At 61.7% G+C, this 26849-nt stretch carries 31 protein-coding genes; 12 read left to right on the forward strand and 19 right to left on the reverse strand.

The window, feature by feature from the left end:
- Positions 1 to 89: 89 nt before the first annotated feature.
- The 3 genes from AC1RAC_RS05935 to AC1RAC_RS05945 are packed head-to-tail and all read right to left on the reverse strand — an operon-like array spanning position 90 to position 2439.
- Positions 90 to 1001, reverse strand: a complete 912-nt coding sequence (locus AC1RAC_RS05935) for a 5-oxoprolinase subunit C family protein (protein WP_492616387.1) — start codon at positions 999 to 1001, stop codon at positions 90 to 92.
- Positions 998 to 1702 (reverse strand): 5-oxoprolinase subunit B family protein, encoded by a 705-nt coding sequence (locus AC1RAC_RS05940; protein WP_054919980.1) that lies wholly within the window; start codon positions 1700 to 1702, stop codon positions 998 to 1000. The genes AC1RAC_RS05935 and AC1RAC_RS05940 overlap by 4 nt, the downstream gene beginning before the upstream one ends.
- Positions 1699 to 2439 carry a 5-oxoprolinase subunit PxpA gene (locus AC1RAC_RS05945; protein WP_034126630.1) on the reverse strand — a complete coding sequence of 247 codons (741 nt, stop codon included), beginning with the start codon at positions 2437 to 2439 and terminating at the stop codon, positions 1699 to 1701. The genes AC1RAC_RS05940 and AC1RAC_RS05945 overlap by 4 nt, the downstream gene beginning before the upstream one ends.
- Positions 2440 to 2614: 175 nt before the next feature.
- On the opposite strand from AC1RAC_RS05945, the gene AC1RAC_RS05950 reads away from it, so the two are divergent.
- Complete coding sequence (locus AC1RAC_RS05950; RefSeq protein ID WP_034126629.1) at positions 2615 to 3535, forward strand: LysR family transcriptional regulator; 921 nt, start codon at positions 2615 to 2617, stop codon at positions 3533 to 3535.
- Positions 3536 to 3649: 114 nt separating this feature from the next.
- Here the strand turns inward: AC1RAC_RS05950 and AC1RAC_RS05955 are convergent, their stop codons facing one another.
- The 3 genes from AC1RAC_RS05955 to AC1RAC_RS05965 are packed head-to-tail and all read right to left on the reverse strand — an operon-like array spanning position 3650 to position 5537.
- Positions 3650 to 4192 carry a DUF2937 family protein gene (locus AC1RAC_RS05955; RefSeq protein ID WP_034126628.1) on the reverse strand — a complete coding sequence of 181 codons (543 nt, stop codon included), beginning with the start codon at positions 4190 to 4192 and terminating at the stop codon, positions 3650 to 3652.
- 10 nt (positions 4193 to 4202) lie between these two features.
- Entirely contained in the window at positions 4203 to 4979 is a 777-nt protein-coding gene (locus AC1RAC_RS05960) for a class II glutamine amidotransferase (protein WP_003189615.1), read from the reverse strand.
- A gap of 30 nt (positions 4980 to 5009) precedes the next feature.
- Positions 5010 to 5537 (reverse strand): hypothetical protein, encoded by a 528-nt coding sequence (locus AC1RAC_RS05965; protein ID WP_034126627.1) that lies wholly within the window; start codon positions 5535 to 5537, stop codon positions 5010 to 5012.
- 24 nt (positions 5538 to 5561) lie between these two features.
- Here AC1RAC_RS05965 and AC1RAC_RS05970 point away from each other — a divergent pair, with 24 nt between their 5' ends.
- Positions 5562 to 7604, forward strand: coding sequence for a S9 family peptidase (locus AC1RAC_RS05970; RefSeq protein ID WP_492616388.1), 2043 nt, complete (start codon positions 5562 to 5564; stop codon positions 7602 to 7604).
- Here AC1RAC_RS05970 and AC1RAC_RS05975 read toward each other — a convergent pair.
- Positions 7601 to 7882 carry a hypothetical protein gene (locus tag AC1RAC_RS05975; RefSeq protein WP_054919987.1) on the reverse strand — a complete coding sequence of 94 codons (282 nt, stop codon included), beginning with the start codon at positions 7880 to 7882 and terminating at the stop codon, positions 7601 to 7603. The two genes, AC1RAC_RS05970 and AC1RAC_RS05975, sit on opposite strands and share 4 nt — an antisense overlap.
- Positions 7883 to 7960: 78 nt before the next feature.
- On the opposite strand from AC1RAC_RS05975, the gene AC1RAC_RS05980 reads away from it, so the two are divergent.
- The 4 genes from AC1RAC_RS05980 to AC1RAC_RS05995 all read left to right on the forward strand — a co-directional run bounded on the left by AC1RAC_RS05980 (position 7961) and on the right by AC1RAC_RS05995 (position 10156).
- The gene (locus AC1RAC_RS05980; RefSeq protein WP_034126624.1) at positions 7961 to 8647 is read left to right on the forward strand and encodes a spermidine synthase; all 687 of its coding nucleotides are present in this window, start codon (positions 7961 to 7963) and stop codon (positions 8645 to 8647) included.
- A gap of 89 nt (positions 8648 to 8736) precedes the next feature.
- On the forward strand, positions 8737 to 9111 hold the full coding sequence (locus AC1RAC_RS05985; RefSeq protein WP_054898999.1) for a YajD family HNH nuclease: 375 nt from the start codon (positions 8737 to 8739) through the stop codon (positions 9109 to 9111).
- A 159-nt stretch (positions 9112 to 9270) separates the two neighbouring features.
- A complete protein-coding gene (locus tag AC1RAC_RS05990; RefSeq protein ID WP_003189607.1) occupies positions 9271 to 9738 on the forward strand; it encodes an RNA methyltransferase in 468 nt (155 codons plus the stop codon).
- A gap of 67 nt (positions 9739 to 9805) precedes the next feature.
- Positions 9806 to 10156 (forward strand): YgaP family membrane protein, encoded by a 351-nt coding sequence (locus AC1RAC_RS05995; protein ID WP_014717485.1) that lies wholly within the window; start codon positions 9806 to 9808, stop codon positions 10154 to 10156.
- 82 nt (positions 10157 to 10238) lie between these two features.
- Here the strand turns inward: AC1RAC_RS05995 and AC1RAC_RS06000 are convergent, their stop codons facing one another.
- Positions 10239 to 11459 (reverse strand): hypothetical protein, encoded by a 1221-nt coding sequence (locus tag AC1RAC_RS06000; protein ID WP_492616389.1) that lies wholly within the window; start codon positions 11457 to 11459, stop codon positions 10239 to 10241.
- A 13-nt stretch (positions 11460 to 11472) separates the two neighbouring features.
- Entirely contained in the window at positions 11473 to 11922 is a 450-nt protein-coding gene (locus AC1RAC_RS06005) for a YcgN family cysteine cluster protein (protein WP_003172524.1), read from the reverse strand.
- A 153-nt stretch (positions 11923 to 12075) separates the two neighbouring features.
- On the opposite strand from AC1RAC_RS06005, the gene AC1RAC_RS06010 reads away from it, so the two are divergent.
- On the forward strand, positions 12076 to 12669 hold the full coding sequence (locus AC1RAC_RS06010; protein WP_034126620.1) for a nitroreductase family protein: 594 nt from the start codon (positions 12076 to 12078) through the stop codon (positions 12667 to 12669).
- 140 nt (positions 12670 to 12809) lie between these two features.
- Here the strand turns inward: AC1RAC_RS06010 and AC1RAC_RS06015 are convergent, their stop codons facing one another.
- From AC1RAC_RS06015 to AC1RAC_RS06035, 5 genes are all read right to left on the reverse strand, one after another.
- Positions 12810 to 13742 (reverse strand): D-2-hydroxyacid dehydrogenase, encoded by a 933-nt coding sequence (locus AC1RAC_RS06015; RefSeq protein ID WP_197901379.1) that lies wholly within the window; start codon positions 13740 to 13742, stop codon positions 12810 to 12812.
- A 107-nt stretch (positions 13743 to 13849) separates the two neighbouring features.
- Positions 13850 to 14143, reverse strand: a complete 294-nt coding sequence (locus AC1RAC_RS06020; protein WP_003189597.1) for a YcgL domain-containing protein — start codon at positions 14141 to 14143, stop codon at positions 13850 to 13852.
- Positions 14140 to 15273: a ribonuclease D gene (gene rnd / locus AC1RAC_RS06025; protein ID WP_034126618.1), complete on the reverse strand. Its 1134-nt coding sequence runs from the start codon at positions 15271 to 15273 to the stop codon at positions 14140 to 14142. The genes AC1RAC_RS06020 and rnd overlap by 4 nt, the downstream gene beginning before the upstream one ends.
- Positions 15274 to 15395: 122 nt before the next feature.
- Complete coding sequence (locus AC1RAC_RS06030; RefSeq protein ID WP_034126617.1) at positions 15396 to 15995, reverse strand: class I SAM-dependent methyltransferase; 600 nt, start codon at positions 15993 to 15995, stop codon at positions 15396 to 15398.
- Positions 15996 to 16095: 100 nt separating this feature from the next.
- A complete protein-coding gene (locus AC1RAC_RS06035) occupies positions 16096 to 17466 on the reverse strand; it encodes a glutamine synthetase family protein (RefSeq protein WP_072446800.1) in 1371 nt (456 codons plus the stop codon).
- Between the two features lie 365 nt (positions 17467 to 17831).
- On the opposite strand from AC1RAC_RS06035, the gene AC1RAC_RS06040 reads away from it, so the two are divergent.
- The gene (locus AC1RAC_RS06040) at positions 17832 to 18605 is read left to right on the forward strand and encodes a transporter substrate-binding domain-containing protein (RefSeq protein WP_492616390.1); all 774 of its coding nucleotides are present in this window, start codon (positions 17832 to 17834) and stop codon (positions 18603 to 18605) included.
- A 93-nt stretch (positions 18606 to 18698) separates the two neighbouring features.
- Here the strand turns inward: AC1RAC_RS06040 and cynR are convergent, their stop codons facing one another.
- Positions 18699 to 19550: a transcriptional regulator CynR gene (gene cynR, locus AC1RAC_RS06045; protein ID WP_034126614.1), complete on the reverse strand. Its 852-nt coding sequence runs from the start codon at positions 19548 to 19550 to the stop codon at positions 18699 to 18701.
- A 112-nt stretch (positions 19551 to 19662) separates the two neighbouring features.
- Between cynR and AC1RAC_RS06050 the strand changes: the two genes are divergently transcribed.
- Genes AC1RAC_RS06050 through AC1RAC_RS06060 form a run of 3 tightly spaced genes read left to right on the forward strand, consistent with a single transcriptional unit; the run spans position 19663 to position 21698 of the window.
- Entirely contained in the window at positions 19663 to 20304 is a 642-nt protein-coding gene (locus AC1RAC_RS06050) for a carbonic anhydrase (protein WP_003189587.1), read from the forward strand.
- A gap of 28 nt (positions 20305 to 20332) precedes the next feature.
- Complete coding sequence (gene cynS / locus AC1RAC_RS06055; protein ID WP_014717475.1) at positions 20333 to 20803, forward strand: cyanase; 471 nt, start codon at positions 20333 to 20335, stop codon at positions 20801 to 20803.
- 55 nt (positions 20804 to 20858) lie between these two features.
- The gene (locus AC1RAC_RS06060) at positions 20859 to 21698 is read left to right on the forward strand and encodes a cache domain-containing protein (protein WP_034126612.1); all 840 of its coding nucleotides are present in this window, start codon (positions 20859 to 20861) and stop codon (positions 21696 to 21698) included.
- Positions 21699 to 21754: 56 nt separating this feature from the next.
- Here AC1RAC_RS06060 and AC1RAC_RS06065 read toward each other — a convergent pair whose 3' ends face one another.
- Positions 21755 to 23272 carry an MDR family MFS transporter gene (locus AC1RAC_RS06065; protein WP_492616391.1) on the reverse strand — a complete coding sequence of 506 codons (1518 nt, stop codon included), beginning with the start codon at positions 23270 to 23272 and terminating at the stop codon, positions 21755 to 21757.
- Between the two features lie 66 nt (positions 23273 to 23338).
- On the reverse strand, positions 23339 to 24523 hold the full coding sequence (pobA, locus tag AC1RAC_RS06070; protein ID WP_492616451.1) for a 4-hydroxybenzoate 3-monooxygenase: 1185 nt from the start codon (positions 24521 to 24523) through the stop codon (positions 23339 to 23341).
- A gap of 189 nt (positions 24524 to 24712) precedes the next feature.
- Here pobA and AC1RAC_RS06075 point away from each other — a divergent pair, with 189 nt between their 5' ends.
- Positions 24713 to 25588: a helix-turn-helix domain-containing protein gene (locus tag AC1RAC_RS06075; protein ID WP_014717471.1), complete on the forward strand. Its 876-nt coding sequence runs from the start codon at positions 24713 to 24715 to the stop codon at positions 25586 to 25588.
- Here AC1RAC_RS06075 and AC1RAC_RS06080 read toward each other — a convergent pair.
- Together AC1RAC_RS06080 and AC1RAC_RS06085 are read right to left on the reverse strand one after the other, a co-directional pair.
- Complete coding sequence (locus AC1RAC_RS06080) at positions 25581 to 25760, reverse strand: hypothetical protein (RefSeq protein WP_003189580.1); 180 nt, start codon at positions 25758 to 25760, stop codon at positions 25581 to 25583. The genes AC1RAC_RS06075 and AC1RAC_RS06080 overlap by 8 nt on opposite strands.
- Before the next feature lie 91 nt (positions 25761 to 25851).
- The gene (locus AC1RAC_RS06085; RefSeq protein WP_034126609.1) at positions 25852 to 26757 is read right to left on the reverse strand and encodes a LysR family transcriptional regulator; all 906 of its coding nucleotides are present in this window, start codon (positions 26755 to 26757) and stop codon (positions 25852 to 25854) included.
- Between the last annotated feature and the right edge of the window lie 92 nt (positions 26758 to 26849).

Below are 26849 nucleotides of genomic sequence, written 5' to 3' on the forward strand. Positions count from 1 at the left end.
GAATAAGCCAATCAAGGCTTGCATGGCTGTGCGCTGGGGCAAAGACGACAAAATTCTGCAATGTCGTAGGACTCATCTTTAAAACCCACTTACGCTGAAAACCTGCGTAAATACTCTATGTGCTGCCGATGCGCAGCCTCCTGCACCACCGGTGCCAACCGCACCTTCTCCCCCGGCAAACACTGCGCCAGCCGCGCCAAGGATAAAGGCGTCAACGCGCCCAACCGCGGATAACCACCGATCGTCTGCCGGTCATTGAGCAACACAATCGGCTGCCCATCCGGGGGCACCTGGATCGCGCCCAACGGTATCCCTTCGGAAATCAACGACGGCCCCTGATACTGCAATGGCGTGCCGAGCAAACGCACGCCCATACGGTCGGCACGGCTGTCCAGAGACCATTCGGCGTTGAAGGCATCAAACAGGCTCTGCCCGCTGAACTGGCCTATCTGCGCGCCGATGATCACGTCCAGTGATGCAGCGGATTGCACATCCGGGTTGGCCAGCACCTTCATTGCACCGCCCGTACCGGAATAAGCCAACCGCCCGCCTTCGGCCAAGGCTTTGCCGAAACCGTCCACCCCGCCCAATGCCTCGCGCACGACCGTGGCACAACTGCCCAGTACAGTCTGCGCATCAAAGCCACCGGGCGCGGCCAGATAAGCGCGTGCCCCATTGCACGGCTGGGTGAAGCGCAGTCGCTGGCCCTTTTGCAGGATAAAACTGCGTCCGGGGCTTATCGCCCGCTCATCGACATAGGCGCCCAGGTCCGCACCGGCCAAGGCCAGCAGGCAATAATCCTCAGCCTGTACGGTAAAGCCCCCCAGGGTAATTTCCACCACCGGGGCATCCAGGGCATTGCCCAAAAGCCAGTTGGCCCAGGACATCGACACCCAATCCAGCGCGCCGCCCTGGGTCACGCCCAGATGACGCACGCCGAATCGCCCGCCGTCTTGCAACAGGCACAGCGACGTGCTGGCCTCGATGATCAAGCGGCTCATGCCTGCGCCTCCAGCGGCGTGTCGTCGCCACCCAAGTGGATGAATTGCGCGTGGCTGACCGCTTCGAAGCGCACCGTGTCGCCGGGCTGCATCAGGCTGTAGCCGTCGCGCTCACGGTCGAACAGTTTGGCCGGTGTGCGGCCGATCAGGTTCCAGCCGCCTGGGGAAACCACCGGGTAAGCGGCGGTCTGACGTTCGGCGATACCGACACTGCCAGCGGCCACGCGTTTGCGCGGCGTGTTGAGGCGTGGGGTGGCGAGCACTTCGTCCACCAGCCCCATAAAGGCAAACCCAGGGGCAAAGCCCAGGGCGAACACCTGATACTCGTGGGCGCTGTGGCGGCGGATCACCTCCTCCACGGCCAGCCCGCTGCGCTGGGACAGCAAGGTCAGTTCCGGGCCGACACTCAGGTCGTACCACACTGGCAACACATGGCACTGGCCGCTGCCCTGGGCCTGGGGTTGCAGATCGGCGAGGGCCTGGTCAATCAGCGCCCGGGCCTGGGCCGGGGTTAGCGCAGTGAGATCGTAATGCACCATCAAGGTGGTGTAGGACGGCACCAGGTCCACCAATGCCAAGCCAAAGCCATTGCGCAGGCGCTCGGTAGCCGCGAGCATCCACGGCATGTTGGCTTCGGCGATCACGTCAAACAGACGCACCATCAGGCAGTCGATCGCCACCACTTCGATGCGTGGGTTCATGCTGTTTTCAACGCTTCGCGGATCCGCTGCACGGCAGCGACCGAGCTGGCGTTGTCGCCATGCACACACAGGGTATTGGCCTGGAGTACCAATGGACTGCCGTCGCTGGCAATCAGCGATTCGCCACGGGAAAGGGTCAGGGCCTGCTGCACAATGGTTTCGCTGTCATGGTGCACCGCGCCGGGCAACTGGCGGGAAACCAGATGGCCCTTGCTGTCATAGGCACGGTCGGCAAAGGCTTCGAACCACAGCGTCACCCCGTATTCATCACCCAACGCTTGGGCCGCGCGGTTATCCCGGGTGGCCAGCAGCATCAGCGGCAGGTCGCCGTAGGCGGCCACGGCCTGGATCACCGCACGCAACTGCGCGGGGTTGGCCATCATGTCGTTGTACATCGCACCATGGGGTTTCACATAGCTGACGCGCCCGCCCTGAGCGCGGCAGATGCCGTCCAGCGCGCCGATCTGATAGTGCAACAGGTCCTGGATTTCCTGCGGCGTGTAGTTCATGGAGCGCCGGCCGAAGCCTTGCAGGTCCTGGTAGGCCGGGTGGGCGCCCACTTGTACGCCGTGCTTGAACGCCAGACTGACGGTCTTGCGCATGATGCTCGGGTCGCCGGCATGGAAACCGCAAGCCACGTTGGCGCAATCAATGAACGGCATGACTTCGGCGTCCAGACCCATGGTCCAGTTACCAAAGCTTTCGCCGATGTCGCAGTTCAGTAGCAGGCGGCTCACGGTGGTCGCTCCTGTAGGCTTTGTTTTCTTGTAGTGTGGGATTTTTTACGCAGAACTCGCAACTTGTCCTGACACCCCGACGACGCTTATCGTGGAATAGCTCGATTTTTGGCGCTTGCCCGCTGCGACGTCCAACTAATAAAAACCGATCCATGCATAAGAAAAAGTTGATCCCATGAATTTGAAGTTCCTCGAAACCTTCGTGTGGGTGGCCAGGCTCAAGAGCTTTCGCCTGACTGCCGAGAAGCTGTTCACCACCCAGGCCTCGATTTCCAGCCGCATTGCCGTGCTTGAAAGCGAGCTTGGCGTGAAGCTGTTCCTGCGTGACTCGCGAGGCGTGAGCCTGACCCCGGAAGGCTTGAAAGTGCTCGACTATGCCGAGCAAATGATGGTGACCATGCAGGGTTTGAAGCAGTCTCTGGAGACCACCAGCAGCAAGGTCGGGCGCATTCGGATCGGCGCGATGGACACGGTGATCCACACCTGGCTCAGCCCGCTGGTCGCTGAACTGATGAAACTGTTCCCGCTGGTGGAGATCGAGCTGATCGCCGATACCGCGCTGAACCTCAGCGATCAGCTACAAAAAGGCTTTCTTGACCTGATCCTGCAAACCGACCTGCTGCGCCTGGAAACCGTGCGCAGCCTGGAACTGGCCAGCCACCCCATGGCCTGGATCGTGGCCAGCCAGTCGATCTACAACCGCGACTACGCCTCCCTCGCCGAACTGGCCCAGGAGCGCATCATCACCTACTCGAAAAACTCTCACCCGCATCAGGACGTGTTGAGTTTGATGCAGGCCAATGGCGTGGCCGCACCGCGCATGAACTGCGTGAACTCGGTGTCAGCGATTACCCGGTTGCTGCGCGATGGCTTCGGTATCGGCGCACTGCCGCCGGTGCTGGTGAGCGAAGAGCTGGAGCGAGGGGAATTGGTGATGCTGCCAATGGCCCAGCGCCTGCCGAACTTGCAGGTGGTGGTGTCGTGGCGCGTAGGAGTGGAGTTGGTGGAGGAGATTGTGGGGTTGTGCCAGAAAGTCGTCGCCCGCTATGCCGAGCAAGTCGGTGCAGAACGCATGCAACTGCATAAACCCGATTAATCGTTCCCATGCTCTGCGTGGGAACGCAGCCTAGGGCGCTCTGCGCCTCCAAGCGCGACGCGGAACGTCAGAAAAAGCATTCGCACGCGGAGCGTGGGAACGATCAGTGGGTCGTTAGAGGCCCTTGAGGTCCCGCTCTTCGATGGGCCGGCTCTGGCGCAGGCGTCGGCCGCCTAACACCACCCAGTCGATCAAGCGGTACAGGCACTCGATGCCGAACGACAACAGCATCGCCCCGCCCAGGCCCCAGCCCATGGCTTCAGGCGTCAGCAGAATCTGGTAGCTGTAGCCATTCCAGGTCTCCGAACGGATATCCGGGTCGGCAGCCACCGCCACTTGCAGGGCACGGATGTACCACGGGCCCTGCATGGCCTGGTATTGCTTGTCCAACTCGAGCTGACGATCGAGCATAGCGCCCAGGCTGCTGGCGTCGCTCTGGAATACCGGGTCATCGCTGGCGCGGTAATGCGCCACCAAGGCTTGCATATCGCCGTTGAAGAACTGCTGCGCCGTGGACTCGAAACCGCGCAAGCCGGTCTGGGCCTCGATCAGGTGGGCTTCGACGCGCTTGGCGTAGTCATTGATAAACCCCGGCACCTGCACGCCGACCAACAAGCCAACGGCAAACAGCACCAACCGCAGATAGCTCAGCAACATGCTCGATTCCTTACTCGGTAACGCCCTGGCTGACACATTCACCGCGTCGCCACAGGCTCCATTGGCCCGGTTCGTAGCGGGTCCAGTTTTCGTTGTCGGTCAACGGCTCGGTGGCGATCACCGTTACCACATCATTGGGGGTGGTTTCGGCCTGAAAATCGACGATCACGTCGACATCTTTCAAGCGCGCCGGGCCAAAAGGCGCACGCCGGGTGATCTGTGCCAGCTTGGTCGAGCAATAGCAGAACAGCCAGTCGCCGTCGCTGAGCAGGCAGTTGAATACGCCCTTGCTGCGGTATTCGGCGCAGGCGGCGATCAGGTCGGGCAGCACCTGTTCGATGTCCACCGGCTCGGGGAAGGCTTCGCGCACACGGTTGAGCAAGTCGCAGAACGCCGCTTCGCTGTCGGTATCGCCCACCGGGCGGTAAAAGGTGGCGCGGGGATTGAAGTCCGCCAGTTGGCCGTTGTGGGCAAAACACCAGTTACGCCCCCACAGCTCGCGCACAAACGGATGGGTATTGGCCAGGCTGACCTTGCCCACATTGGCCTGGCGGATATGGCCGATCACCACTTCGCTCTTGATGGGATAACGCTGAACCAGCAATGCGACTTCCGACTCGCTACTGGCAGCCGGGTCCTGGAACAGGCGCAGGCCACGGCCTTCATAGAAGGCAATGCCCCAGCCGTCGCGGTGCGGGCCAGTGCGCCCACCGCGCTGCATCAGCCCGGTAAAGCTGAACACGATATCGGTGGGGACGTTGGCACTCATGCCCAATAATTCACACATGCCAGGGCTCTCGCTGCAGGGCAGACAACGTTAAAGGCGCGGTTCGACCCGCATACCACCGGCAGGCGCCGGACGACGGAACGGTTCGTCGTCTTCCGGCTCGGCGGCCAAGGCCGCATCCGCAGCAGCCTTGCGCTCACGGCGAGCATTGGCGGCGCGCTCGATGGGCCAGCGGATCAGCACAAACACGATGTACAGGGCAAACGCGATCATCGTGTACATGAACAGGTCGGAAATGGCGCGCCAGGCGTTGTTGCCGACCTTGAGCACCAGGTCCAGGGCGGTAATGGCCACGGCCGGCGCAAACTGGGTCTTGACCGGGTCGACAATGGTCGGGCTGAGCAGCAACACCGCCATCAGCAATTGCAGGGGCTCGCGCAGCCAGCGCCAGATCCAGCGGGTCATGCGCCACCACACCAACAGGCAGCCCAAAGCGGCGAAGGCGTAAAGGCCCCAAGCGGTCAGATAGTCGTTCTCGGTCATGGTGTCCATGGCAAGGTTGGCAAACAGGCGGCTATGATAACGGCTTTTGCGTGTCGCGGCTGCAATGCCTGCCACCGTCTGCCAGATAGGGAATTATCCATGCCTATTTCCACCGCACCGATTGCCCGCAAGGCCCCAGGCCCAGACCCGTACGCCTGGCTGCAAGAACGCGACAACCCTGAGGTGCTCGACTACCTCAAGGCCGAAAACGCCTGGCAGGAAGTCCAACTGGCCGATCAGCAGGCGTTGCGCGAGACCCTGTTCGACGAGATCAAGGGCCGCATTCTGGAAACTGACCTGTCCCTGCCCTCCCCTTGGGGCCCGTACCTGTATTACACCCGCACCACCGCCGGCGACGAATACGCCCGCCACTACCGCTGCCGCCGCCCGGCCGATGACAGCAACCAGGTGGACACCAGCAGCGAAGAGCTGTTGCTGGACCCAAACGTGCTGGCCAATGGCGGCTTTTTCTCCCTGGGCGCGTTCAGCATCAGCCCCGATCACCAACGCCTGGCCTACAGCCTCGATACCAGCGGCGAAGAGATTTACACCCTGTTCGTGAAGGAATTGGCGACCGACAAGGTCAGCGAACTGGCGTTCGACAACTGCGATGGCAGCATGACCTGGGCCAATGACAGCCTGACGCTGTTTTTCGGCGAACTGGACGACACCCATCGCCCGCACAAGCTGTATCGCTATCGCCTGGACGGCACCGCCGCGCAGGAAGTCTTCCACGAGCCCGACGGCCGTTTCTTCCTGCATTGCTACCGCTCAAGCTCCGAACGCCAACTGTTGCTGGCCCTGGGCAGCAAGACCACCAGCGAAGTCTGGGCGCTGGACGCCGAGCAACCGCACCTGGCCTTCACCTGCCTGGCGCCACGGGTCGAAGACCACGAATACGACGTCGACCACGGCAAGCGCAATGGCCAGTGGACCTGGTTTATCCGCAGCAACCGCGATGGCATCAACCATGCGCTGTACGTGGCCGCCGACACCGGCACGCCGCCCACCGAAGCGGACTTGCAGAACCTGATCCCCCACAGCGACGAGGTCATGCTCGACGGCGTGAGCCTGAACGCCAACGCCATGACCTTGAGCCTGCGCATCGGTGGCCTGCCAGTCATCGAAGTGCACCCTGAGGATGTGCCGGCCTATCGGGTGCAATTGCCTGACGCCGCCTACAGCCTCTACGTGCAGAACAGCCTGGAGTTCCCCAGCGACAAGATCCGCCTGCGCTATGAGGCCTTGAATCGCCCGGCCCAAGTGCGTCAGCTCGAGCTGGCGACAGGCGCGCAGGTCGTGCTCAAGGAAACCCCGGTACTGGGCGTCTTCAACGCCGACGATTACGTCAGCCAACGCCTGTGGGCCACTTCCGCCGACGGCACTCAGGTACCCATCAGCCTGGTGGTCAAGCGTGACCAGCTCGGCAAGCCGACGCCGCTGTACCTGTATGGCTACGGTGCCTACGGCTCAAGCCTGGACCCGTGGTTCTCCCATGCGCGCCTGAGCTTGCTCGACCGTGGCGTGGCGTTTGCCATCGCCCATGTGCGCGGCGGCGGTGAGCTGGGGGAAGCCTGGTATCGCAACGGCAAGCAGGAACACAAGCAGAACACCTTCAGCGACTTTATCGCCTGCGCCGAACATTTGATTGCCGAGGGCCTGACCACCTCCCAGCAACTGGCGATCAGTGGCGGCAGTGCCGGCGGCCTGTTGATCGGCGCGGTGCTCAACCAGCGTCCGGAATTGTTCCAGGCGGCAATTGCCGAAGTGCCGTTCGTCGATGTGCTCAATACCATGCTCGACCCGGAACTGCCGCTGACCATCACCGAGTACGACGAGTGGGGCAACCCCGAGGAACCCGAGGTGTATGCGCGCATCAAGGCTTACGCGCCGTACGAGAACGTCCGCGCCCAGGCTTACCCGGCCACGCTGGTGATCGCCGGCTATAACGACAGCCGCGTGCAGTACTGGGAAGCCGCCAAGTGGGTGGCCAAGCTGCGGGATATCAAGACGGACGACAACCTGCTGCTGCTCAAGACCGAGCTGGGTGCCGGCCATGGCGGCATGAGCGGGCGCTATCAGGGCTTACGTGACGTCGCCCTCGAATATGCCTTTGTGTTCAAGGCCCTCGGTCTGGTCTAACCGCCCGGCGTTTTCGGCTTGCTGTCGTTCTGCTGCAGGCCAGGGACCGTCTGGTCCTTGGGCGGCGCCGGCAGCACGATGGGCGCCAGCGGCGGCGAGCCATTATGGGTTTTGGGCGCAACGGGCGGCGTGACTTGCGGGTACAACGTGGGTGTTGGCGTGCCCGGCGCGCCTGGGGTTGGCGTGGGCGCGACCGGTACGGTTTGTAACTCCTGAGCCTGCGCGGTACCCAATGCGAGCGCGCTCAACACAATGACCGTTAGAATGCTGCACTTCATCGATGGCTCCATGGCCTGACCGGAATGCCCTAAGGCTACTCCCAACCGCGCAAGAATGCCCTTCCCAATGAGATTTCCATGAAACGTTTTGTTCTGCTGGACACCACCCCAATCCCCGACAACGGCGGTGCCTTGTGCCTGTTCGAATACGGCGAGGACTTCGTCATCAAGATCCAGGGCGGTGACGGTGGCCAGTTGATGAACACGCGCATGCATGGCTCCGAAGATGCCCTGGCGGAGATTCCCTGCCGCAAAGTGGCCGGGCGCCCGGGTTCACGTGTGCTGATCGGCGGCCTGGGCATGGGCTTTACCTTGGCCGCGGCGCTCAAGCATTTGGGCAAGAGCGCCGAAGTGGTGGTGGCCGAACTGGTGCCCGGCGTCGTGGAATGGAACCGTGGGCCGCTGGGGGAGAAATCCGGACGCCCGCTGCTGGACCCGCGCACCGTGGTCCGCCTGGAAGACGTGGCCAAGGTACTGCAGGCCGAGCCCCAAGGCTTTGATGCGATCATGCTCGACGTCGACAACGGCCCCGAGGGGCTCACGCAAAAAGCTAACAGTTGGCTGTACTCGGCCAGTGGCCTGGCCGCGTGCGCCAAGGCCCTGCGGCCCAAGGGTGTGCTGGCGGTGTGGTCGGCCAGCGCCGACAAGCTGTTCAGTGACAAACTGCGCAAGGCCGGTTTCAAGGCCGAGGAAGTGCAAGTGTTTGCCCATGGCAACAAGGGCACGCGGCATACCATCTGGATTGCAGAGAAGCTCAAGGGCTGATCACGGTTGATTCAATAGCGCCAATCCCCTGTGGGAGCGGCTAGAATCAACCTTGTCCGTGAACCACCCAATAATAGCCAGGAGCCATGATGAGCTCGAATAACCCACCCTCCCACACCGCCAAGCTGGACCGCATCCTCGCCGATGCCCAGCGCGACCGCGAAATGGGCTACCGCGATAAAGCCTTGAAGATGTACCCCCACGTGTGTGGCCGCTGCGCCCGTGAGTTTTCCGGCAAGCGCTTGAGTGAACTGACCGTCCACCACCGCAACCACAACCATGATGACAACCCCCAGGACGGCTCCAACTGGGAGTTGCTGTGCCTGTACTGCCACGACAACGAACACTCGCGCTACACCGACCAGCAATACTTCGGCGAAGGCTCCACCAGCAGCCCGAGCATTGCCAAGGCAACGCACAACCCGTTTGCGGCGTTGGCGGGGTTGATGAAGAAGGAAGACTAACGTTCTTCTTTGCCTGTTCCGGCCTCATCGCAGGCAAGCCAGCTTCCACAGTAGGAATGCATTTCCCCGTGGGAGCCGGGCTTGCCCGCGATGCGATCGCCCAAGCACTGCATCCCCCCAGGCCGTATAATCGCCGTTTTTCTCAAGGCACCCTTCCCCGTGGGCAATAAACGCTACAGCTGCATCGGTCTGTATAACCCCAAATCCCCCGAAAACGTCGGCTCGGTGATGCGTGCCGCCGGCTGCTACGGCGTGGCCTCGGTGTTCTACACCGGCGTGCGTTACGAGCGCGCCCGGGATTTCATCACCGACACCAAGAAGGTGCACCACGATATCCCGCTGATCGGCATCGACGACCTGAAAAAGATCCTGCCCCTGGGCTGCATTCCGGTGGCCGTGGAACTGGTCGAAGGCGCCCGTCCGCTGCCTGAATACACCCACCCCGACCGGGCCCTGTATATCTTCGGCCCCGAAGACGGCTCCCTGGACAAAGAGATCCGCGACTGGTGCGAGGACGTGGTGTACATCCCCACCACCGGCTGCATGAACCTGGCGGCCACGGTCAACGTGGTGCTCTATGACCGCCTGGCCAAGGGCAATAACACCCGTTCGGGCCCCAAGTACTGACATTGCGGGAACATCCGGCACATGCGCGCAGTCAGCTAATAACACTTGCCCTTGTTGGAGACTGATCATGAGCGACAGCAAAACCTTGCGACCTATCATCGAAGCCGCCCCCTTGAAGCCTCAACCCACCCAGAACGTGCATGGCTGGGAGCGCATCGGCTCGGTGGCCGGCGGGGTAATGATGGTGGGTAAAGGCTTGCGCCGCGGCGGGATTTTCGGCTTGATCCAGGTGGCGATTGGTGGCGTGGCACTGGCCCGTGGCTTTACCGGGCACAGTTCGCTCAAGGACAAACTGGAACAGGGCCGCCAGGAAATGAACAGCGTGCGCACCAAGATCGAACGGGCCGGTGAAGAGTTGAAGAACCTGAAGACCAAGGCCGAAGTGGCGGCTGAAAAGGCGGTGAAACCTAAAGCCTGACCTGAGACTTGGACATGCTGGAGATTCAAATGTGGGAGGGGGCTTGCCCCCTCCCACATTTTGAATTGCACAGGGGTTTGGATCAGCGCAGCAGTTTGCTGTCCAGTACCACCGACGACTCACCGATCACACTCTCGGCCAACTGCACGAATTCTTTGGTGTTGACGCTGTTCACCCGCATCAACGCCTGCGCCAGATCGTCCAGGGAGCGTTTGTTGTGGGTCTTCACGCGGATCTCACGGTCCAGCTCCTGCAATACCACCACCGAACGCGCCAGCGTCGCGCCGTTGACGTGCTCGCCTTTGAGAGTGGTGACGTCTTTGCCTTCTTTGGTCAGCCGCGCCTGGATCGCCGCATAGCGTTCATCGGTGATGCCACCGGCACGTCGCATCAGCTCAATCGCGTAGTACTCGCCCAAGCCCTCGCTGATCCAGTCGCTGCTGTCGTGGTCATTGAAGCGTCCGATGGCCTGCACCACTTCGCGCAGCAACGGGCTGCTGCCATTTTCGCCCACCAGCGGCGTGCGGCTGTTGAGGTAGATCGAATCGCGTAACGAATAAGCGCCCCGCCGCATCGGGTCACTGGCACCGACAATCAACAGTTTGCTGGGATGGCGCGGGAACGCGGCTTCCACCTGGGGCCAGACAAACGTCAGCAACGTCAGCACGTCCATGCGGCGCATGCCCTGGCCCTTGGGCGAGGCCACGGTGACGTCGGTTTCACCCAGGCGCAGGCGGCGGCTGCCGAGGTTGCCCGCCAGCATCCAGCCGGTGGGACGGTCGAACAGGCGGGACACGTTGTCGATGCGGAATTTGTTCTGGCCGATGCGCGGCCAGGCCGTTTCGACGCTCTTCCAACCCGTCGGCAGTTCGAACATCAGGCGTGAGACCAGCTCGACGCCGTCTTGCTGGTCGAGACGTGCGGCCGGCACCAAGTCTTCGCCGCGCAGCAACGCCCAGCCGGGCGTGATGCGTGTGTCATACACGCCGGGCTTGCGCGCATGGGCCAGGCGCACCCGGTAGGTCAGGCTGGCCTTGTCAGGGCTGGGTTGCCACAGGCCACGGTTGCCCGTGACTTGCCACTGGCCATCGGCCTTGAAGTCGCTGTAGTCAGCGTCGCGGCCCAGGTCGAAGTTCAGGCTGCGCACCGCCGCGCCCTGGGACAGGCTGACGCGCACCTCCGCCTGCTGGCTTTGGGGCAACAGCTTGATGTGGTAATCCAGGTCGACTTTCTTCGCGCACCAGCCCGGCCCGCTCAGCGCCAGCACGACCAGGCCCGCTGCCCACTTGGCGGCCACCTTCATACACACTCCTCATTCAGCCTGCGCGGAAAATCAGGTAATCCTCCCAGTCGTCCTCGGGCACGCTGCCTTCGCTGAGCATGCGCCCGGACTGGGAAATGCGTTCGTGGTGCACCGCGTCACGGTCGCCGCAGACCAGGTGATGCCACAGCGGCAAGTCCTTGCGCTCGCTGACCAGGCGGTAACCGCAGGTCGGCGGCAACCATTTGAACTGATCGGCCTGGCCCGGTGTGAGCTGAATGCAATCAGGCACCGAGGCGCGGCGGTTGGGGTAATCAGTGCACTGGCAGGTTTTCAGGTCGAGCAGTTTGCAGGCGATACGCGTGTAATAGACGCTGTTGTCGTCCTCATCCTCAAGCTTTTGCAGGCAGCACAGGCCACAGCCGTCGCACAATGACTCCCACTCCTCTTGGTCGAGGTGCTCAAGGGTTTTGCGTATCCAGAAAGGTTCGACTTTGGCGGCCATGGCTCTGCATCAGTATCGGAAGGTGAAAAGGCCGCCAGTCTAGTGCCCAAGCCCGTTGGGGCCAAGCGCTTACGACTGACGGTGTTGCAAGACTTGTCAGGCCTGGGTGGGCGCAGTAGTTTTGAATCCCGTTTTTTTCATCAGGGTCTGTCCATGAGCAATAACCCCCGTGTTGCCGATTATCCGATCCACACCCAATTCACCGAGCGCTGGTCGCCCCGCGCCTTTACCGGCGAGAGCATCCCGCAGGAGACGCTGCTGAGTTTCTTCGAAGCGGCACGCTGGGCGCCTTCGGCCTACAACTCGCAGCCGTGGCGGTTTCTGTATGCGCGCCGTGACACGCCGGACTGGGAGCGCTTCCTGGGCCTGCTGAATGAATTCAACCGCAATTGGGCGCAGCATGCGTCGGCCCTGATCATCATCGCGTCGAAAACCGACTTCATCGCCCCGGGTGCTACCGAAGAAACCCCGGCGCTGTGGCACACCTTCGACACCGGCTCGGCCTGGGGCCACCTGGCGCTGCAAGCCAGCCTCAGTGGCTGGCACACCCACGGCATGGCCGGTTTCGACCAGGAACTGACCCGCAAGGAGCTGAAGATTCCCCAGGGTTATGCGCTGCATGCGGCCGTGGCGGTGGGCAAGCTGGGTGACAAGTCGAGTTTGCCGGAGTACCTGCAAGGGCGCGAAATGCCGAGCCCGCGCAAGCCGTTGAGCGAGCTGGTGTCCGAGGGGAACTTCAGTCTCTAAGCATCGCCCTCTCATCCTCTGTAGGAGCGAGCTTGCTCGCGAAGAACGTCAACGATGACGCGCACTTTCTGAATAAGCGCGGCGCCTGTGAGTTTTTCGCGAGCAAGCTCGCTCCTACATGAGGCCATCGGGCAAGCTCTTCAGTACCCGCGCTCGAAATCCACTTCCCCGCGTAGCGCTTGCTTGGCCTGATACGTCCGCAGGTTCTGCACAAACAACTCCACCATCATTGGCGGCGAGGTCGGGGCCGAGCTGTGCCCGGTCAACAGCAAACCCCACGCCGTCCAGAACGGGTGGCGTTGCGGCAAGGGCTCCTGGCGGCACACGTCGATCACCGCGCCGGCCAGGTGCCCTTCTTTGAGCGCCTCGACCAGATCGGCGTCCACCACCGCCACGCCGCGTCCGACGTTGATAAACAACCCGGTGGGCTGGAATTGCTTGAACAGCGCCGCGTCGTACAGGTCATGGGTATCAGGCGTGTTGGGCAACAGGTTGATCACGTAATCTACCTCCCCCACCAGCCGGCCCAACTGGTCGAGCCCCGCCACTTCGATAAACGGTGCCTGCTCGCGGGCCTGGCTGGCGATGCCATACAACTGCACGCCGAACGGCAGCAGAAACTCGGCCACGCGCTGGCCGATGTCACCGGTGCCGACGATCAGCGCCTTACGCCCCGCCAGGCTCTGGCCCATGCGGTTATCCCATTTGCGCTCCACCTGGCTGACCAACCGCGCCAGCACTTCACGCTCGTGGCCCAGCATGTAGGTGAGGACAAACTCGGCCATGACCTGGCCAAAAATGCCTACCGCGCGGGTCAGCCGGTAGTCGCGTGGCAAGCCATCGGCCAGCAGGGGCGTGATGCCCGCCCAGGTCGATTGCAGCCATTGCGGATGATGGCCCTGGCGCAGCAGGGTAGCCAACAGATCGGGCTGGCCCAGCCACACCGGACAGTCGGCGGCCAGGCGCGAGAGTTCGGCCGAGTCGCCGCTGGTCAGCACTTCGAGGTCTGGGGCGGCGTCCCTGAGCAATTGGGCGTAGAGCGGATGATCCTGTTCAGCAATCAGAACACGCATGGTTCAAACCTTTGAAAAAACAGTGCAGACGGCCGCCCGCATCCTTACGGCCACCGTCCTCTAATACGATTCCATTGAAGCTGTGCCCTGAAGCGGGCACTGGTCGATCACATCGGGTCGTTGCGGCGCAGCAGCTCTTCGGGCAAGTGCTCGATGTACTCGTCCTCGGCCGGCGGCATTTGCAGGTGGTAGCCCTGCTTGTCGAGGTTTTCCAGCACCACGGCGATGTCTTCGCGCGACAGCTTGCGCTCCGGCGTCAGCACCATGTCAAAGGCGTGATGCGCCTTGCCAAAGGCTTCCATCAACGGCTCGGGCACGCGCTCCAGGGCATCGCTTTTGAGCACATAGAGGTACATGCCGTCTTTTTTCTTGCTGCGGTAGATGGAGCAAATACGTTTCAAGGCTGTTCTCCGGCATTGGCCAGGCTGTCGAGCAACGCCTGGCCCATCAACTCGCGGCGCCAGCCACGCAGCGAGTCTGGCAATTGGTAAGGCCCATCGGGGTAGCCACTTTTAACCAAGGCTTCGAGGGTTTTCTTGCGCAGCATCAGTTCCGGCGCCATGTCCAGGCGCTCGGCGAAGGTTTGGCCCAGGGCACGCAGTTGCTTGATCAACGCTGCAGCGTCCACCGGTAACGGCTCTGCCACGGCAGGCGGCCATTGGTCCATGGGCAGGCTGGCAGTGCGTTTGATCAGGTCCAGCAGGAACTGGCCGTCCTGGCGCACCGTACGCGGGTGCATGTCTTCGATCTTGCCCAGGGCGGCGAGGTTATCCGGCTGGGATTTGGCCAGGGGCCATAACGAGTGCTCGCGAACGATGCGGTTGCGCGGCAAGTCGCGGGCACGGGCCTGCTGCTCGCGCCAGGCGCAGAGCTCACGCAGCACTGCGAGTTGGGCACGGGACAATTTCCACGCCAGCTTGGCGTCGCGGTACAGCTCGTAGGGGTCGATCTCACGGCGCAGGTTGGCCACCAGTTCGGCGCCGTCTTCCAATACCCACGCGTATTTGTCGTCCGACAGTTGCGGGCGCAGGCGGGTGTAAACCTCGGCCAAGTGCACGGCGTCTTCGGCGGCGTAGCTGACCTGCGTCTCTGACAATGGCCGCTGCAGCCAGTCGGAGCGGGTTTCGCCCTTGGGCAGCTCGATATCCAACACCGCCTGCACCAGGCGCGAGTAGCCCATGGAGAAACCGAGGTTGAGGTACGCCGCCGCCAATTGGGTGTCGAACAACGGCACTGGCAAGCTGCCAGTCAGGCGCAACAGCACTTCCAGGTCTTCGCTGCAGGCGTGCACCACCTTGATCACCGCCGGGTTCTCCAGCAAGGCGGCCAAGGGTTGCCAATTGTCGATAGTCAGGGGGTCGATCAGGTAAGCGCGCACGCCATCACCGATCTGGATCAGCCCGGCAATAGGGTAAAAGGTGTCGACCCGCATGAATTCGGTGTCGAGGGCGACGAATGGCAACTGCTGCCATTCGGCGCAATGCTGGCCGAGGCTATCGTTGTCGCAGATCCAGTGAATATCGATGGCCACACGGCTCTCCCTTGAAGAATGGCGCGCAGTATATATCGCGAAAGGGGCTTGCGAGCATCCGCAGTGCACACGCCATCATGAAAACTCCGACAGGAGATGAAGAATAGTCCGACAAACGGGCGTTATCCTCTCTTACGCAAAACGTAGACGCACCATCGCCGCGAGCCCGGCAGGAACTCTTGGTAATTGAGGATTTTGAAGCCGGCTTGGCGAAACTCGCTCTCTACCGGCGTACCCACGTTCACGGCAACAATCACCGTGTCGCGACTGACGCGGTGAAACTCGTGCAACAACATGAGTCGTGCATCGCTACCGGGCACATGGCGAAACAAATCCAGACAGAAAATGCAGTCCACCGCATTCGCCGAAAGGCCAATGGAAAACGCCGAGCCCTGGAATGTTTTGACACGCTTGAGCAACGCGCCCGGGTGATGGGTGCGCGCGTGATCGAGCATCGCCTGGGAGTTGTCCGAGGCCAGGATCACACGGTTGACGTGTTCGGCCAGCACCGGCCAGAAGCGCCCGGAACCACACGCCAGGTCGAGGATAAGCCCTGGCTCGCCCGCCACTTTCAGGGCCTGGCGTACCAACCGCGCATCGCGCCACGCCGACAGGCGCTGCAACAGCCTGGGCGGACGCGGGTCGCCACAGCCCCTGGCATGCTCACGGTCATAGCGCTCGGTGAATTCGGTCTCGATGGAGGATGGAGGTTGTGGCGACATCGCGGGCTCATGTGAATGAAACGGTAGTGAACGACCTTGATCCGCAGCTTAACCTTCGCAACGTGAAAAAAAGGTCGAAAGCCCACCCCGCTAAAACCGGTCACGCTTGATGCATGTACCACCGCCAATCCTGCTCCCCCACCTCGCCCATGAACTGGCGGTATTCGGCACGTTTGACCGCCAGGTAAACGCTTAGGAATTCGCGCCCGAACGCATCCGGTGCCCAGCGGGAGGTTTCCAGCGCGCGCAAGGTGGTCAGCCAGTCGGTGGGCAGCAGTTCCTTGGCCTGGGCGTAGCCGTTGCCTTGCACCGGGGCGCCAGGGTCGAGCTGTTCGCGGATGCCTCGATGAATCCCGGCCAGGATCGCAGCAGCCGCCAGGTAGGGGTTGGCGTCGGCACCGCAGATGCGGTGTTCGATATGCCGCGATTGAGCCGGGCCACCGGGCACGCGCAGGCTGACGGTGCGGTTGTCCACGCCCCAGGTGGCAGCGAGCGGCGCATAGCTGTTGGTTTGGAAGCGTCGATAAGAGTTGGCGTTGGGGCAGAACATCAACAGTGAATCGAGCAAGGTACTGAGCATGCCGCCCACGGCTTGGCGCAGCAGTGGCGTGCCGTCGGTCGCTTCACTGGCAAACAGGTTATTGCCCTGGGCATCGGCCAGGCTGACGTGCATGTGCATGCCGGTGCCGGCCAGGTCGTCGAACGGCTTGGCCATGAAACAGGCGGTCATTCCATGTTTGTGCGCCACGCCCTTGACCAGGCGTTTGTAGCGCACGGCTTCGTCCATCGCCTGCAGCGCGTCGGTGCGGTGTTCGAGGGTGATTTCCACTTGGCCCGGCGCGTACTCGGAGATAGCTGTGCGCGCCGGAATCCCTTGCAGTTTGCAGGCGCTGTAGAGGTCGGCAAGAAACGGCTCGATCTGCTCCAGTTCGCGCAGGCCGTAGACTTGCGTCGAACGCGGGCGATTGCCATCCACATCCCGCGCCGGTTGCGGGCGGCCGTTGCTGTCAGGCTTTTGGTCGAGCAGGTAGAACTCCAGCTCCGCCGCCATCACCGGGTAATAACCGTCGGCCTTGAGCGCCTCGATAACATTGGCCAGCAGGTGCCTGGGGTCGGCCACGGTGGCGGGCAGACCTTCGGTGGGGTGCATGCTGACTTGCACCGCTGCGGTGGGGATCAAGCGCCATGGCATGCGCTGCAAGCTGCCGCTGATCGGGTAGGCGCGGCAGTCAATATCCCCCACCTCCCAGACCAGCCCGGAGTTTTCTACGTCATCGCCATTGATGGTCAGGCCGAGGATGGTACTGGGCAGAGGCCGGCCACTTTCGTACACCGCCAGCAGTTCGTCGCGGTGCAGCAGCTTGCCGCGCGGTACGCCGTTGTTATCGAGGATAAACAGCTCGAACATCTCAATGTCGGGGTTCTGTTCAAGGAAGGTCTGGGCTTCATGCAGGCTGGCAAAAACACTCATGGGAATTCTCATACGTTTGCGTCAGGCAAGCGCGCAGGCGCCGCCGGGCAGATGCGCACAGGTGCGCGTCATCCTTGGGGGTAGATCAACGTAGGAGAGAGGTATCTGGCGGGCGCGCGTGTCGGCAATGGAACAAGGCCCAGAACGCAAGCGCAGACGGCAATGTCGCGGTGTGAGTGTCGGGGCAAGCGTGCATGCGCGGTCCACAGTGATAGAAAGACTTGAGCGTCACACGCGAGGATACGCGAGTAAATTCAGGCTTGATGGAGTTTGGTTGCAGTTTGGCTAAACATTCACCGCGCCTTGCCACCCTGCCCTGTGCTGGAAATAATGAGCCCCCGACCGTGCCCCAAGGATTCGACTCCATGAAAGCGCCTCTGGCCCTCTGTGTACTGGCAAGCCTGGCCAATGTCGCCCAGGCCAACACCGCTGCATCTCGCCTTGACGACGTGATTGCGCGCGGCACCCTCACCGTGTGTACCACCGGCGACTACAAGCCTTACACCTCGCTGCGCAGCGACGGCGGCTATGAAGGTATCGACATTGCCATGGCCGAGTCCCTGGCCAAGAGCCTCAACGCCAAAATCAACTGGGTGCCCACCACCTGGAAAACCCTGATGCCGGACTTTCTGGCCCAACGCTGCGACATCGCGGTGGGCGGTATTTCCGTGTCGTTGGAACGTCAGAAAAAAGCCTTCTTCAGCCAGTCGCTCGGGGTCGATGGCAAGATCCCACTGGTGCGCTGCGCCGATGTGCAGCGCTACCAGACGGTGGAACAGATCAACCAGCCCCAGGTGCGAGTGATCGAGCCCGCCGGTGGCACCAATGAAGTGTTTGCCCGTGCGCACCTGGGCCAGACGCAGATTCGCCTGCATGACAACGTGACGATTTTTGATGAACTGCTGGCGGGCAAAGCCGATGTGATGATTACCGACGCCAGCGAGGCGCGTTATCAGCAGAAGCTCAAGCCTGGGTTGTGCGCGGTCAACCCGGAGCAACCGATGCAGTACAGTGAAAAAGCGTTTTTGTTGCCGCGAGATGATGTGGCCTGGAAGAGTTACGTGGATCAGTGGTTGCATTTGAGTGTGGCGACGGGGGCGTATGCAGGGATTGTGGGGCAGTGGTTGGCTGCGCCTTGAATGCGGGGTGTCAGGTAGATCGGTGTTGATTGTCCGTCCGTCATCGCAGGCAAGCCAGCTCCCACATTGGGATCCTGGGGCGTCAGCCCGGTCCTACGCCTTGATCAACGCTACAAACGCCGCACACGCAGCGCTGCGATACGCGCCCTTGCGACTCAGCAGTGCCGCGGTGCGCTGCGGCAACGGTGGATTGATCACCACGGCATGCAGGCCCGCCTGGGCCTCGGCCAGTGCGCGGGGCAGGATGGTTGCCAGGGGCGTGCTGCGCACGATTTCGATGATCGCGCTGATGGAGTTGGCCTCCATGGCAATCTGCGGTTTAACCCCTTGCTGGTGGCAGTAGTCGTCGATATAGCGGCGGGTGGCGAAGCCTGTGTTCAGTAGCACCAGGGGCTGTTCGAGCCAGGCTGGTTGTGTGCGTTCTGGATGGCTGGCACTGACGACCAGGCTCAGCTCTTCGACAAACAGCGCCTCACAGTCGATCTCCAGCCCATGCTCGCCGGTAAAGCCGATGCCGATATCCAGCAGGTCCTCGCCCAGGGCGGCTTCGATGCGGTCTTGGGTCAGTTCCTCAATGCTCAAGGTGATGCCGGGATACGACGCATTGAAGCGTGCCAGCAGCGGGCCGATCAGGTAGGCGGTGAAGGTCGGCGTCATGGCCAGGCGCAAATGCCCCCGGCGCAGGTCCTGCACGTCATGTATGGCGCGGGTGCCGGCCTGTAGATCCTGCAAGGCCAGCCGCGCATAACGCACATAGGCCTGCCCCGCGTCGGTCAGGCTGACACTGCGCCCGGAACGGTCCAGCAGTGGCGCGCCCAGGCTTTCTTCCAGTTGCTTGATCTGTTGCGACAAGGTCGGCTGCGACACGTGCAGCGCCTCGGCGGCACGCGTGAAATTGCGATGCTCGGCAACGGCCAGCAAGTAACGAATATGACGCAACAGCATGGGCAGTGCTCCAACTATAGGCATGACTTATAGAAAGCATAATAAACCGGTCTTGGACGCTATAGCCGAAAACTTCCATCCTTGCCCCATCAGCGACGCAAGGAGAACCACCATGCAGCACCTCATCGACGGCTTTCGCAAATTCCAACGTGAAGCCTTTACCCCGCGCAGTGACTTGTTCAAACACCTGGCGACCACGCAAAACCCCGGCACCTTGTTCGTGTCCTGCTCTGACAGCCGCGTAGTCCCCGAGCTGTTGACCCAGCAGGAACCCGGTGACCTGTTCGTCATCCGTAACGCCGGCAACATAGTGCCGTCCTACGGCCCGGAACCGGGAGGCGTGTCGGCCACAGTCGAATATGCCGTAGCGGTGCTGGGCGTCAGCGACATTGTGATTTGCGGGCACTCGGACTGCGGTGCAATGACTGCAATTTCTACCTGCAAATGCCTGGACCACCTGCCCGCCGTGGCCAACTGGTTGCGCCATGCCGAGTCGGCCAAGGTGATCAATGCAGCCCGTACGCATGCCTCGGACGCTGCCCGCCTGGATGCCTTGGTGCGCGAAAACGTGGTCGCCCAACTGGCTAATCTCAAGACCCACCCTTCGGTCGCCCTGGCGCTGGAACAAGGCCGGATGAACCTGCATGGCTGGGTGTACGACATCGAAACCGGCGGCATCGACGCTTTGGACGGGCACACCGGGCGCTTCGTCTCCCTGCTCGACCACCCCAGCACCCGCGCCCACGCCGCCTGAACCTTATTCAACCCAAGAGGACGTCACCATGTTGCAATCCCAATTCGCCCAAACCCCACGCCTGGCCCTGGCCGACACCGTTATCGACCTCAAGGCACGCAAAAACCTGTCGTGGCAGGACCTCACCGACGGCACCGGGCTGAGCCTGGCATTCGTCACCGCAGCCCTGCTCGGCCAGCACCCGCTGCCCAAGGAGGCGGCCGACATCGTGTGCGGCAAACTCGGCCTTGACGAGGACGCCAGCCGACTGCTGCAAAGCGTCCCACTGCGCGGCAGCTTCCCGAGCGGTGTGCCGACCGACCCAACCATGTACCGTTTCTACGAAATGCTGCAGGTCTACGGCTCTACCTTGAAGGCCCTGGTGCATGAGCAATTCGGCGACGGCATCATCAGCGCCATCAACTTCAAGCTGGACATCAAGAAAGTCGAAGACCCGGACGGCGGCTCCCGTGCGGTCATCACCCTGGACGGTAAATACCTGCCGACCAAACCCTTCTGATTTGCCGCCAACCGTCTACGCTCTTGGCACACCAACAAGAACGAGGGACGGGTAAATGAAGAGACTGCTCCGATTCACCTGGCTGCTGCTGTTGTGTTGCAGCCAGGTGCATGCCGCCACGGCACAGGAAGCGGATGCCCAAGCCGCCAAGGCCCTGCTGGAAAAAGCCTTGGCGTACTACCACAAGCAAGGTGACAAGGCGTTCGCCGCCTTCAGCCGTCAGGGCGAGTTCATCGACCAGGACCGCTATGTGTTTGTGGTCGATACAAAAGGCGTGCTCCTGGCCAGTGGCGGGCCCTCCTCCGCGCTGATCGGTCGCGACGTGTCCGAGGTACTCGGGCCCGACCTGCAAGCCTCGTTCAAACAAGCCCTTAGCGTGCCCGAAGGCCAGGGTATCCAGCAGGCTGACTACCGCTGGCAGAACTGGAATGACGGCAAGGTCGAACACAAGCATGTGTTTTATCAGCGGGTGGGCGAACGCATCCTGGCGGTCGGTTATTACTTGCCGCGCGCCACGCCGGAACAGGCACGGGCGCTGCGCAACAAGGCGGTGGAGGCGTTGGTCAAGGATGAAACCGGCACGCTCAAGGCGATCAACTCCTTGCAAGGCGGCTTCCTGCAAGATGATCTCTACGTATTCGTGGTGGACCTGAACACGCGGCGCTACGTCGCCCATGGCACCAACCTGCGCCTGATCAACACCGATTTTGCCAAGATCAAGGACCCGGATGGCAAACCAGTGGGTGTGCCGATCCTCCAGATGATGGCCGAACAGGACCAGGGCGAATACAAATACCGCTGGAAAAACCCGGTGACCGGCAAGGTCGAAAACAAGCATGCCTATGTGCGCAAGAGCGGGCATTTCATGGTTGCGGTGGGGTATTACAGCCCCTGATCCTGATCGTTCCCACGCTCTGCGTGGGAACGCCGCCTGGGACGCTCCGCGTCCGCTTATCTAACTTTGTCTTCACGGCCGCGCAGTACCCGATTCGGCATCGCTATCGCAGCGGCCAACCCCAGCAGCGACACCGCCGCACTCACCATCAGCAAATGCCGGAACGTCACCGCCAGCTCGCCGCGCAACGCATCCTGCGCCGGGCCGGGTGCGGCGTTGAGGCCGTCGAGCAGTACGTTGCCGGAACTGCCTTCGGCCACCAGTGCGCCGCTCGTCAAATGGGCGAAACTGGAATCGTGCAACAGCGCCAGCAGCAACGCCGACATGCAAGCCACCCCCACTGCCCCGCCCAGGGAGCGAAAGAGGTTGGTGGTGCTGGTGGCCACACCGATATCCCGTTGCTCTACCGAGTTCTGCGTACCCACCAACGAGGTCGGGAACTGCATGCCGGCGGCGATACCGCACAACAACATGAAGACGCTGGTAAGCGCCACCGCCTGGGGGGCGCTGTAGGCCATGCCGAGAATCGCCAGCGGGCTCAACACCGCGCCGCTGAGGATCATCGGTTTATAGCGGCCGGTCACCGAGGTCATGCGCCCGGCGAAATACGCGCCCATCGGCAAGCCCATCGCCAACGGCAGCAAGTGCAGGGCTGCGCTGTCGGCACCAGCGCCGGTCACGGTCTGGTAGCGCAGGGGCATCAGCACCGTCAGGGAAATCGCCTGGAAGCTGGTGACGAAAATCGTGCACCAGCACAACACCGCACTGCGGTTGGCAAACAAGTGCATCGGCAACAGCGGTTCCCGTGCGCGGCGTTCGTGCCATACAAACACGCTCAAGGCCAACAGGGCACAGGCCAGCAACCCCAGCACTTGATCGTCACGCCACGAATGGCCCTGGCCGATTTCAGTGATGCCCAGCAACAAGGCGGTGAGGCCGACGATCATCAGCACCGTGCCGAGGTAATCGATGATCGGCTTGCGCTGCGGCACCGGCAGCCCCACCAGAGTGCGATGGGCCACGTACCAGGCACCGACGCCCAGTGGCAGGTTGATCAAAAACACCCATCGCCACGACAGGTACTCGGTCATATAACCGCCCAGTACCGGCCCGGCCACGCTGGCCACCGCGTACATGCTGCTGAAATACCCCTGATAACGTCCCCGTTCGCGGGGAGGAATAATGTCGCCAATGATCGCCTGGCTCACCGAGACCATCCCGCCAGCGCCGATACCCTGCAGAACCCGCGCCAGCACCAGTTGCTCCATGCTTTGCGCAAGGCCGCAGAACAGCGACGCGAGGGTGAACACGCCCATGCCGATGAGCATCATGGGGCGGCGCCCATACAGGTCACCGAGCTTGCCGTAGATCGGCACCGCCACGGTCATCGCTACCATGTAGCCGGAGATCACCCAGGCGAGCAGGTTGACCTCATGGAACTGTGCGGAAATGGCCGGCATGGACACGGCGACAATGGTCTGGTCCAGGGCACCCAGGAAGATCGCCATCATCAGCGCGACCAGGATACTGCGCACGGCGGGAACGGTTGGAGCGGGCTGATTGAGGTGTGTCACGGCAGAACCTTCGAGCAGGGCCCACAGGCAACGGTCACCGGTGGGAATGCTCGATACGATAGCAGGCTATTCGATAGGCTCGTAAGGAAGGCCGACGTAATTTTCTGCGATGGTTTTACGCCCAGCCTCAGAGCGAATGAAATAGTCCAGTTCGCTTTCGGCAATACGCTGGCTGAAGTCATCCGCCTGGGGAGACTGATGCAGCATCGAGGTCATCCACCAGGAAAACCGCTCGGCTTTCCACACTCGGCGCAGGCAGATTGCCGAGTATTTTTCCAGCAAGTCCAGGCGCCCTTCGCGGTACACCTTGAGCAAGATGCGGAACAAGGTGCTCACATCACTGGCTGCCAGGTTCAAGCCCTTGGCACCAGTGGGCGGCACAATGTGCGCGGCATCGCCGAGCAGGAACAGGCGCCCGTACTGCATGGGTTCCACCACAAAGCTGCGCAGCGGCGCGATGCTTTTCTCGATTGACGGGCCGGTCACCAATTGTTCGGCCAATGAGCCGGGCAGGCGGCTTTTGAGTTCATCCCAGAAACGTTCATCCGCCCAGTCTTCCAGCTTCTCTTCGACCGGCACTTGCAGGTAGTAACGGCTGCGGGTCGGCGACCGCATGCTGCACAGCGCAAAACCCCGCGCATGTTTGGCGTACACCAGTTCGGCATGTACCGGCGGCGTGTCGGCCAGCACGCCCAGCCAGCCGAAGGGATAGACCCGTTCGAACACCTTCAGCGCTTGCGCCGGTATCGACTGGCGGGCCACGCCATGGAAACCGTCGCAGCCGGCAATGTAGTCGCACTCCAGGCGACAGGCTTGGCCTTCGTGCTCGAAGGTCAGCCACGGCTGTTCACTTTTCAGGTCATGGGGTTGAACATTGGAGGCTTCGTACAGAGTGGTGGCACCGGCGGCTGCGCGGGCGGCCATCAGGTCGCGGGTGACCTCGGTCTGGCCGTAGATCATCACCGACTGGCCGCCGGTCAAGGCCTTGAGGTCGATGGAGGTGAGTTGGCCATTGAGGGCAATATCAAACCCGTCGTGCACCAGACCCTCGGCGTCCATGCGTTGGCTGACGCCGGCTTCGCGCAGCAGGTCGACCATGCCCTGTTCCAACACACCGGCGCGGATACGGCCTTGTACGTAATCGGCGCTCTGACGCTCTAGAACGAGGGTCTGGATGCCAGCGTTGTGCAGCAGTTGGCCGAGCAGCAATCCGGAAGGACCGGCACCAATAATGGCGACTTGGGTTTTCAGGGTTTTCATTATTTTTATGACCTTCAAGCTTCACGCGAACGTATGGAGTGAAAGAGTTGTCATTGCTCTTGTGGCTGACATTTTTCACTTGAGTGAGGCTCATAAGAAGGTGAAAACTGCGTCAAAACCTGTGCTTTTCGCCAATCGGGGCGATTACCGAACCATTATCCTGAGTATCGGATTGAAACCATGACCAAAACCGCGATTCCGGTCTTCAAGCTTTACGGGGAAAGCCAGCAGTGGCCGACTCCCGATTTGTTGCACTGCGAAACCATTTCCCGGCGCAGTCGGGAATACCAGTGGGAAATCCAGCCCCACCGGCACGCGGACCTGTGCCAGTTGCTGTATGTGCACAAAGGCCAGGCACAACTGGAAATCGAGGGCCAGCGCACCACGCTTAACGAGTCGAGCCTGCAAGTGCTGCCACCGCTGTGCGTGCATGGCTTTCGTTTTTCCGAGGATGTGGAAGGGTTTGTGGTAACGCTTTCGGCGCCGCTGGTCAGCCACTTGCAGGCGCAACTGGGCTCTACCGTCGATGGCCTGCACACACTCGGCAGCTACCCGGCGGGCAAGGACAGCGATTACTTGAACAGCCTGTTCGTACGCTTGCAGGACGAATACGCCGATGACCAACCGGCACGGGACATGATGCTGCACGCCCTGGTCAGCGTGTTGTTGGTATGGGTCAGCCGCCAGGCGATCCAGCGCCGCCATCCACGCGCGCCGCGGGGTCGTGAGTACTTTCGGCGGTTTACGCAACTGGTCGAACAGCATTACCGCGAACACCCGAAGATTGAAGACCTGGCCCACAAGCTGGGCATCTCGGTCTCACATTTGAACGGGACGTGTCGGGAGTTGGGTGGGCAACCGGCGTTGCAGATCATGCATGACCGCCAATTGCTGGAAGCCAAGCGCCTGCTGACCTACACCAGCATGACCATAAACGAGATGTCCGAAGTGCTGGGTTTTTCCGACCCGACCAACTTCTCACGGCTGTTTCGCCGCAGGGTCGGGTTTTCACCCAAGGCGTTTCGTGAACAATTGAAGGCAGAGCAGCCTACCTGAGCGCACTGAAACTGCCGGTGCGGGGAACGCATTGGTCCTGATGGCAGCTGATAGCGAACGCCGCTGGCTGCATGCGCGTTTGCTCGACGCGGTAGGCGGCAGTCCCATACAGCGCTGTTGCCAATGCGCAGAGGGTGAAAATTGTCAGGTACTTTCTGGTTTTGATGCTCATGGCACAGACCTCTGAACGGATCTACAGGGTGCTGTTTAAAGCATAGGTCAACTTGCCCTGATGCGATGCCATTCAGCGCGCTTATTTCAGCTCAAAGCCCGACATCCCAACCCGGCTCTTCAGGAAAGCGCAGCACCAGGAAATCCAGGAGGCTACGCAACGCCGAAGGCATGTGTTTGCGTGAGGCGTACACCGCATAGATGTTCATTTGTCGTGGCTCGGCGTGCGGCAGCAAGCGCACCAACTCCCCACTGCGAATCAGCTCGCCGGCCTGATAACTGGGCAGCATCGCCACCCCTGCCCCGGCCAGCGTCACGCGCATCAACGTGCTGGCCTCATTGGCCGTGATATTGCCGTGGACCGGCACCGACACGTGCTCTCCGTTTTCTTCGAAATGCCACAGGCTCTTGCCGAAGTAAGAGTGGGTCAGGCAATTGTGCCGGGCCAGGTCTTCGACTTTCTGCGGCGCCGGATGCTCGCGCAGATAAGCCGGTGTGGCGCACACCACCGAGCGACATACGGTCAGGCGCCGGGCGATCAGGTTAGGGTCCAGATCATTGCTGGTGCGGATCGCCAGGTCGATGCGCTCGTCCACCAGGTTCACCGTGCGATCAAGCATCTGCAAATCCACCGTCACCAGGGGGTAAAGCTTGACGTATTCGGCAATCGCCGCGCCCAGCTGCGCTTGGCCGAACGAGGTGCTGACGCTCAGGCGCAACAGACCTCGGGGTGCATCATCGGGTTCGCTGACGGCGGCCTGCATATCCCCACACAAGTCCAACAATTGCCGGCAACGCGGTAGTGTTTCCCCCCCGGCGGCAGTGAGGCTGAGCTTGCGCGTGGTGCGGTGCAGCAGGCGTGCACCCACCCAGTCTTCCAGCTCCGCCAGGTAACGCGAGACCACCGGGCGCGACAGGTCAAGGTGGTCGGCGGCGGCGGATTGGCTGCCCAGGTCCACCACGGTGACAAACACGCGCATTGCTTGAAGACGATCCATGATTTGCCCGCTTTTAGAAACAAACTATGTCCCAGCATCGCATTTTTTGTCGCGTTTTATGCAACTAAGCTCTGTGCATCCCTTATCTATGG

This window comes from Pseudomonas sp. GW823-FHT02F05 (assembly GCF_058797315.1).

Coding starts and splice junctions, on each gene's coding strand:
- AC1RAC_RS06000 (WP_492616389.1), bottom strand. CDS start 11,459: ATGAAGGTGGCCGCCAAGTGGGCAGCGGGCCTGGTCGTGCTGGCGCTG.
- AC1RAC_RS05950 (WP_034126629.1), top strand. CDS start 2,615: ATGAATTTGAAGTTCCTCGAAACCTTCGTGTGGGTGGCCAGGCTCAAG.
- AC1RAC_RS05980 (WP_034126624.1), top strand. CDS start 7,961: ATGAAACGTTTTGTTCTGCTGGACACCACCCCAATCCCCGACAACGGC.
- AC1RAC_RS05975 (WP_054919987.1), bottom strand. CDS start 7,882: ATGAAGTGCAGCATTCTAACGGTCATTGTGTTGAGCGCGCTCGCATTG.
- AC1RAC_RS05985 (WP_054898999.1), top strand. CDS start 8,737: ATGAGCTCGAATAACCCACCCTCCCACACCGCCAAGCTGGACCGCATC.
- AC1RAC_RS06010 (WP_034126620.1), top strand. CDS start 12,076: ATGAGCAATAACCCCCGTGTTGCCGATTATCCGATCCACACCCAATTC.
- AC1RAC_RS05960 (WP_003189615.1), bottom strand. CDS start 4,979: ATGTGTGAATTATTGGGCATGAGTGCCAACGTCCCCACCGATATCGTG.
- AC1RAC_RS06075 (WP_014717471.1), top strand. CDS start 24,713: ATGACCAAAACCGCGATTCCGGTCTTCAAGCTTTACGGGGAAAGCCAG.
- AC1RAC_RS06080 (WP_003189580.1), bottom strand. CDS start 25,760: ATGAGCATCAAAACCAGAAAGTACCTGACAATTTTCACCCTCTGCGCA.
- AC1RAC_RS06060 (WP_034126612.1), top strand. CDS start 20,859: ATGAAGAGACTGCTCCGATTCACCTGGCTGCTGCTGTTGTGTTGCAGC.
- AC1RAC_RS05970 (WP_492616388.1), top strand. CDS start 5,562: ATGCCTATTTCCACCGCACCGATTGCCCGCAAGGCCCCAGGCCCAGAC.
- AC1RAC_RS06005 (WP_003172524.1), bottom strand. CDS start 11,922: ATGGCCGCCAAAGTCGAACCTTTCTGGATACGCAAAACCCTTGAGCAC.
- AC1RAC_RS05935 (WP_492616387.1), bottom strand. CDS start 1,001: ATGAGCCGCTTGATCATCGAGGCCAGCACGTCGCTGTGCCTGTTGCAA.
- AC1RAC_RS06040 (WP_492616390.1), top strand. CDS start 17,832: ATGAAAGCGCCTCTGGCCCTCTGTGTACTGGCAAGCCTGGCCAATGTC.
- cynS (WP_014717475.1), top strand. CDS start 20,333: ATGTTGCAATCCCAATTCGCCCAAACCCCACGCCTGGCCCTGGCCGAC.
- AC1RAC_RS05995 (WP_014717485.1), top strand. CDS start 9,806: ATGAGCGACAGCAAAACCTTGCGACCTATCATCGAAGCCGCCCCCTTG.
- AC1RAC_RS06050 (WP_003189587.1), top strand. CDS start 19,663: ATGCAGCACCTCATCGACGGCTTTCGCAAATTCCAACGTGAAGCCTTT.
- AC1RAC_RS06035 (WP_072446800.1), bottom strand. CDS start 17,466: ATGAGTGTTTTTGCCAGCCTGCATGAAGCCCAGACCTTCCTTGAACAG.
- AC1RAC_RS06015 (WP_197901379.1), bottom strand. CDS start 13,742: ATGCGTGTTCTGATTGCTGAACAGGATCATCCGCTCTACGCCCAATTG.
- AC1RAC_RS06030 (WP_034126617.1), bottom strand. CDS start 15,995: ATGTCGCCACAACCTCCATCCTCCATCGAGACCGAATTCACCGAGCGC.
- AC1RAC_RS06085 (WP_034126609.1), bottom strand. CDS start 26,757: ATGGATCGTCTTCAAGCAATGCGCGTGTTTGTCACCGTGGTGGACCTG.
- AC1RAC_RS05955 (WP_034126628.1), bottom strand. CDS start 4,192: ATGTTGCTGAGCTATCTGCGGTTGGTGCTGTTTGCCGTTGGCTTGTTG.
- cynR (WP_034126614.1), bottom strand. CDS start 19,550: ATGCTGTTGCGTCATATTCGTTACTTGCTGGCCGTTGCCGAGCATCGC.
- AC1RAC_RS05940 (WP_054919980.1), bottom strand. CDS start 1,702: ATGAACCCACGCATCGAAGTGGTGGCGATCGACTGCCTGATGGTGCGT.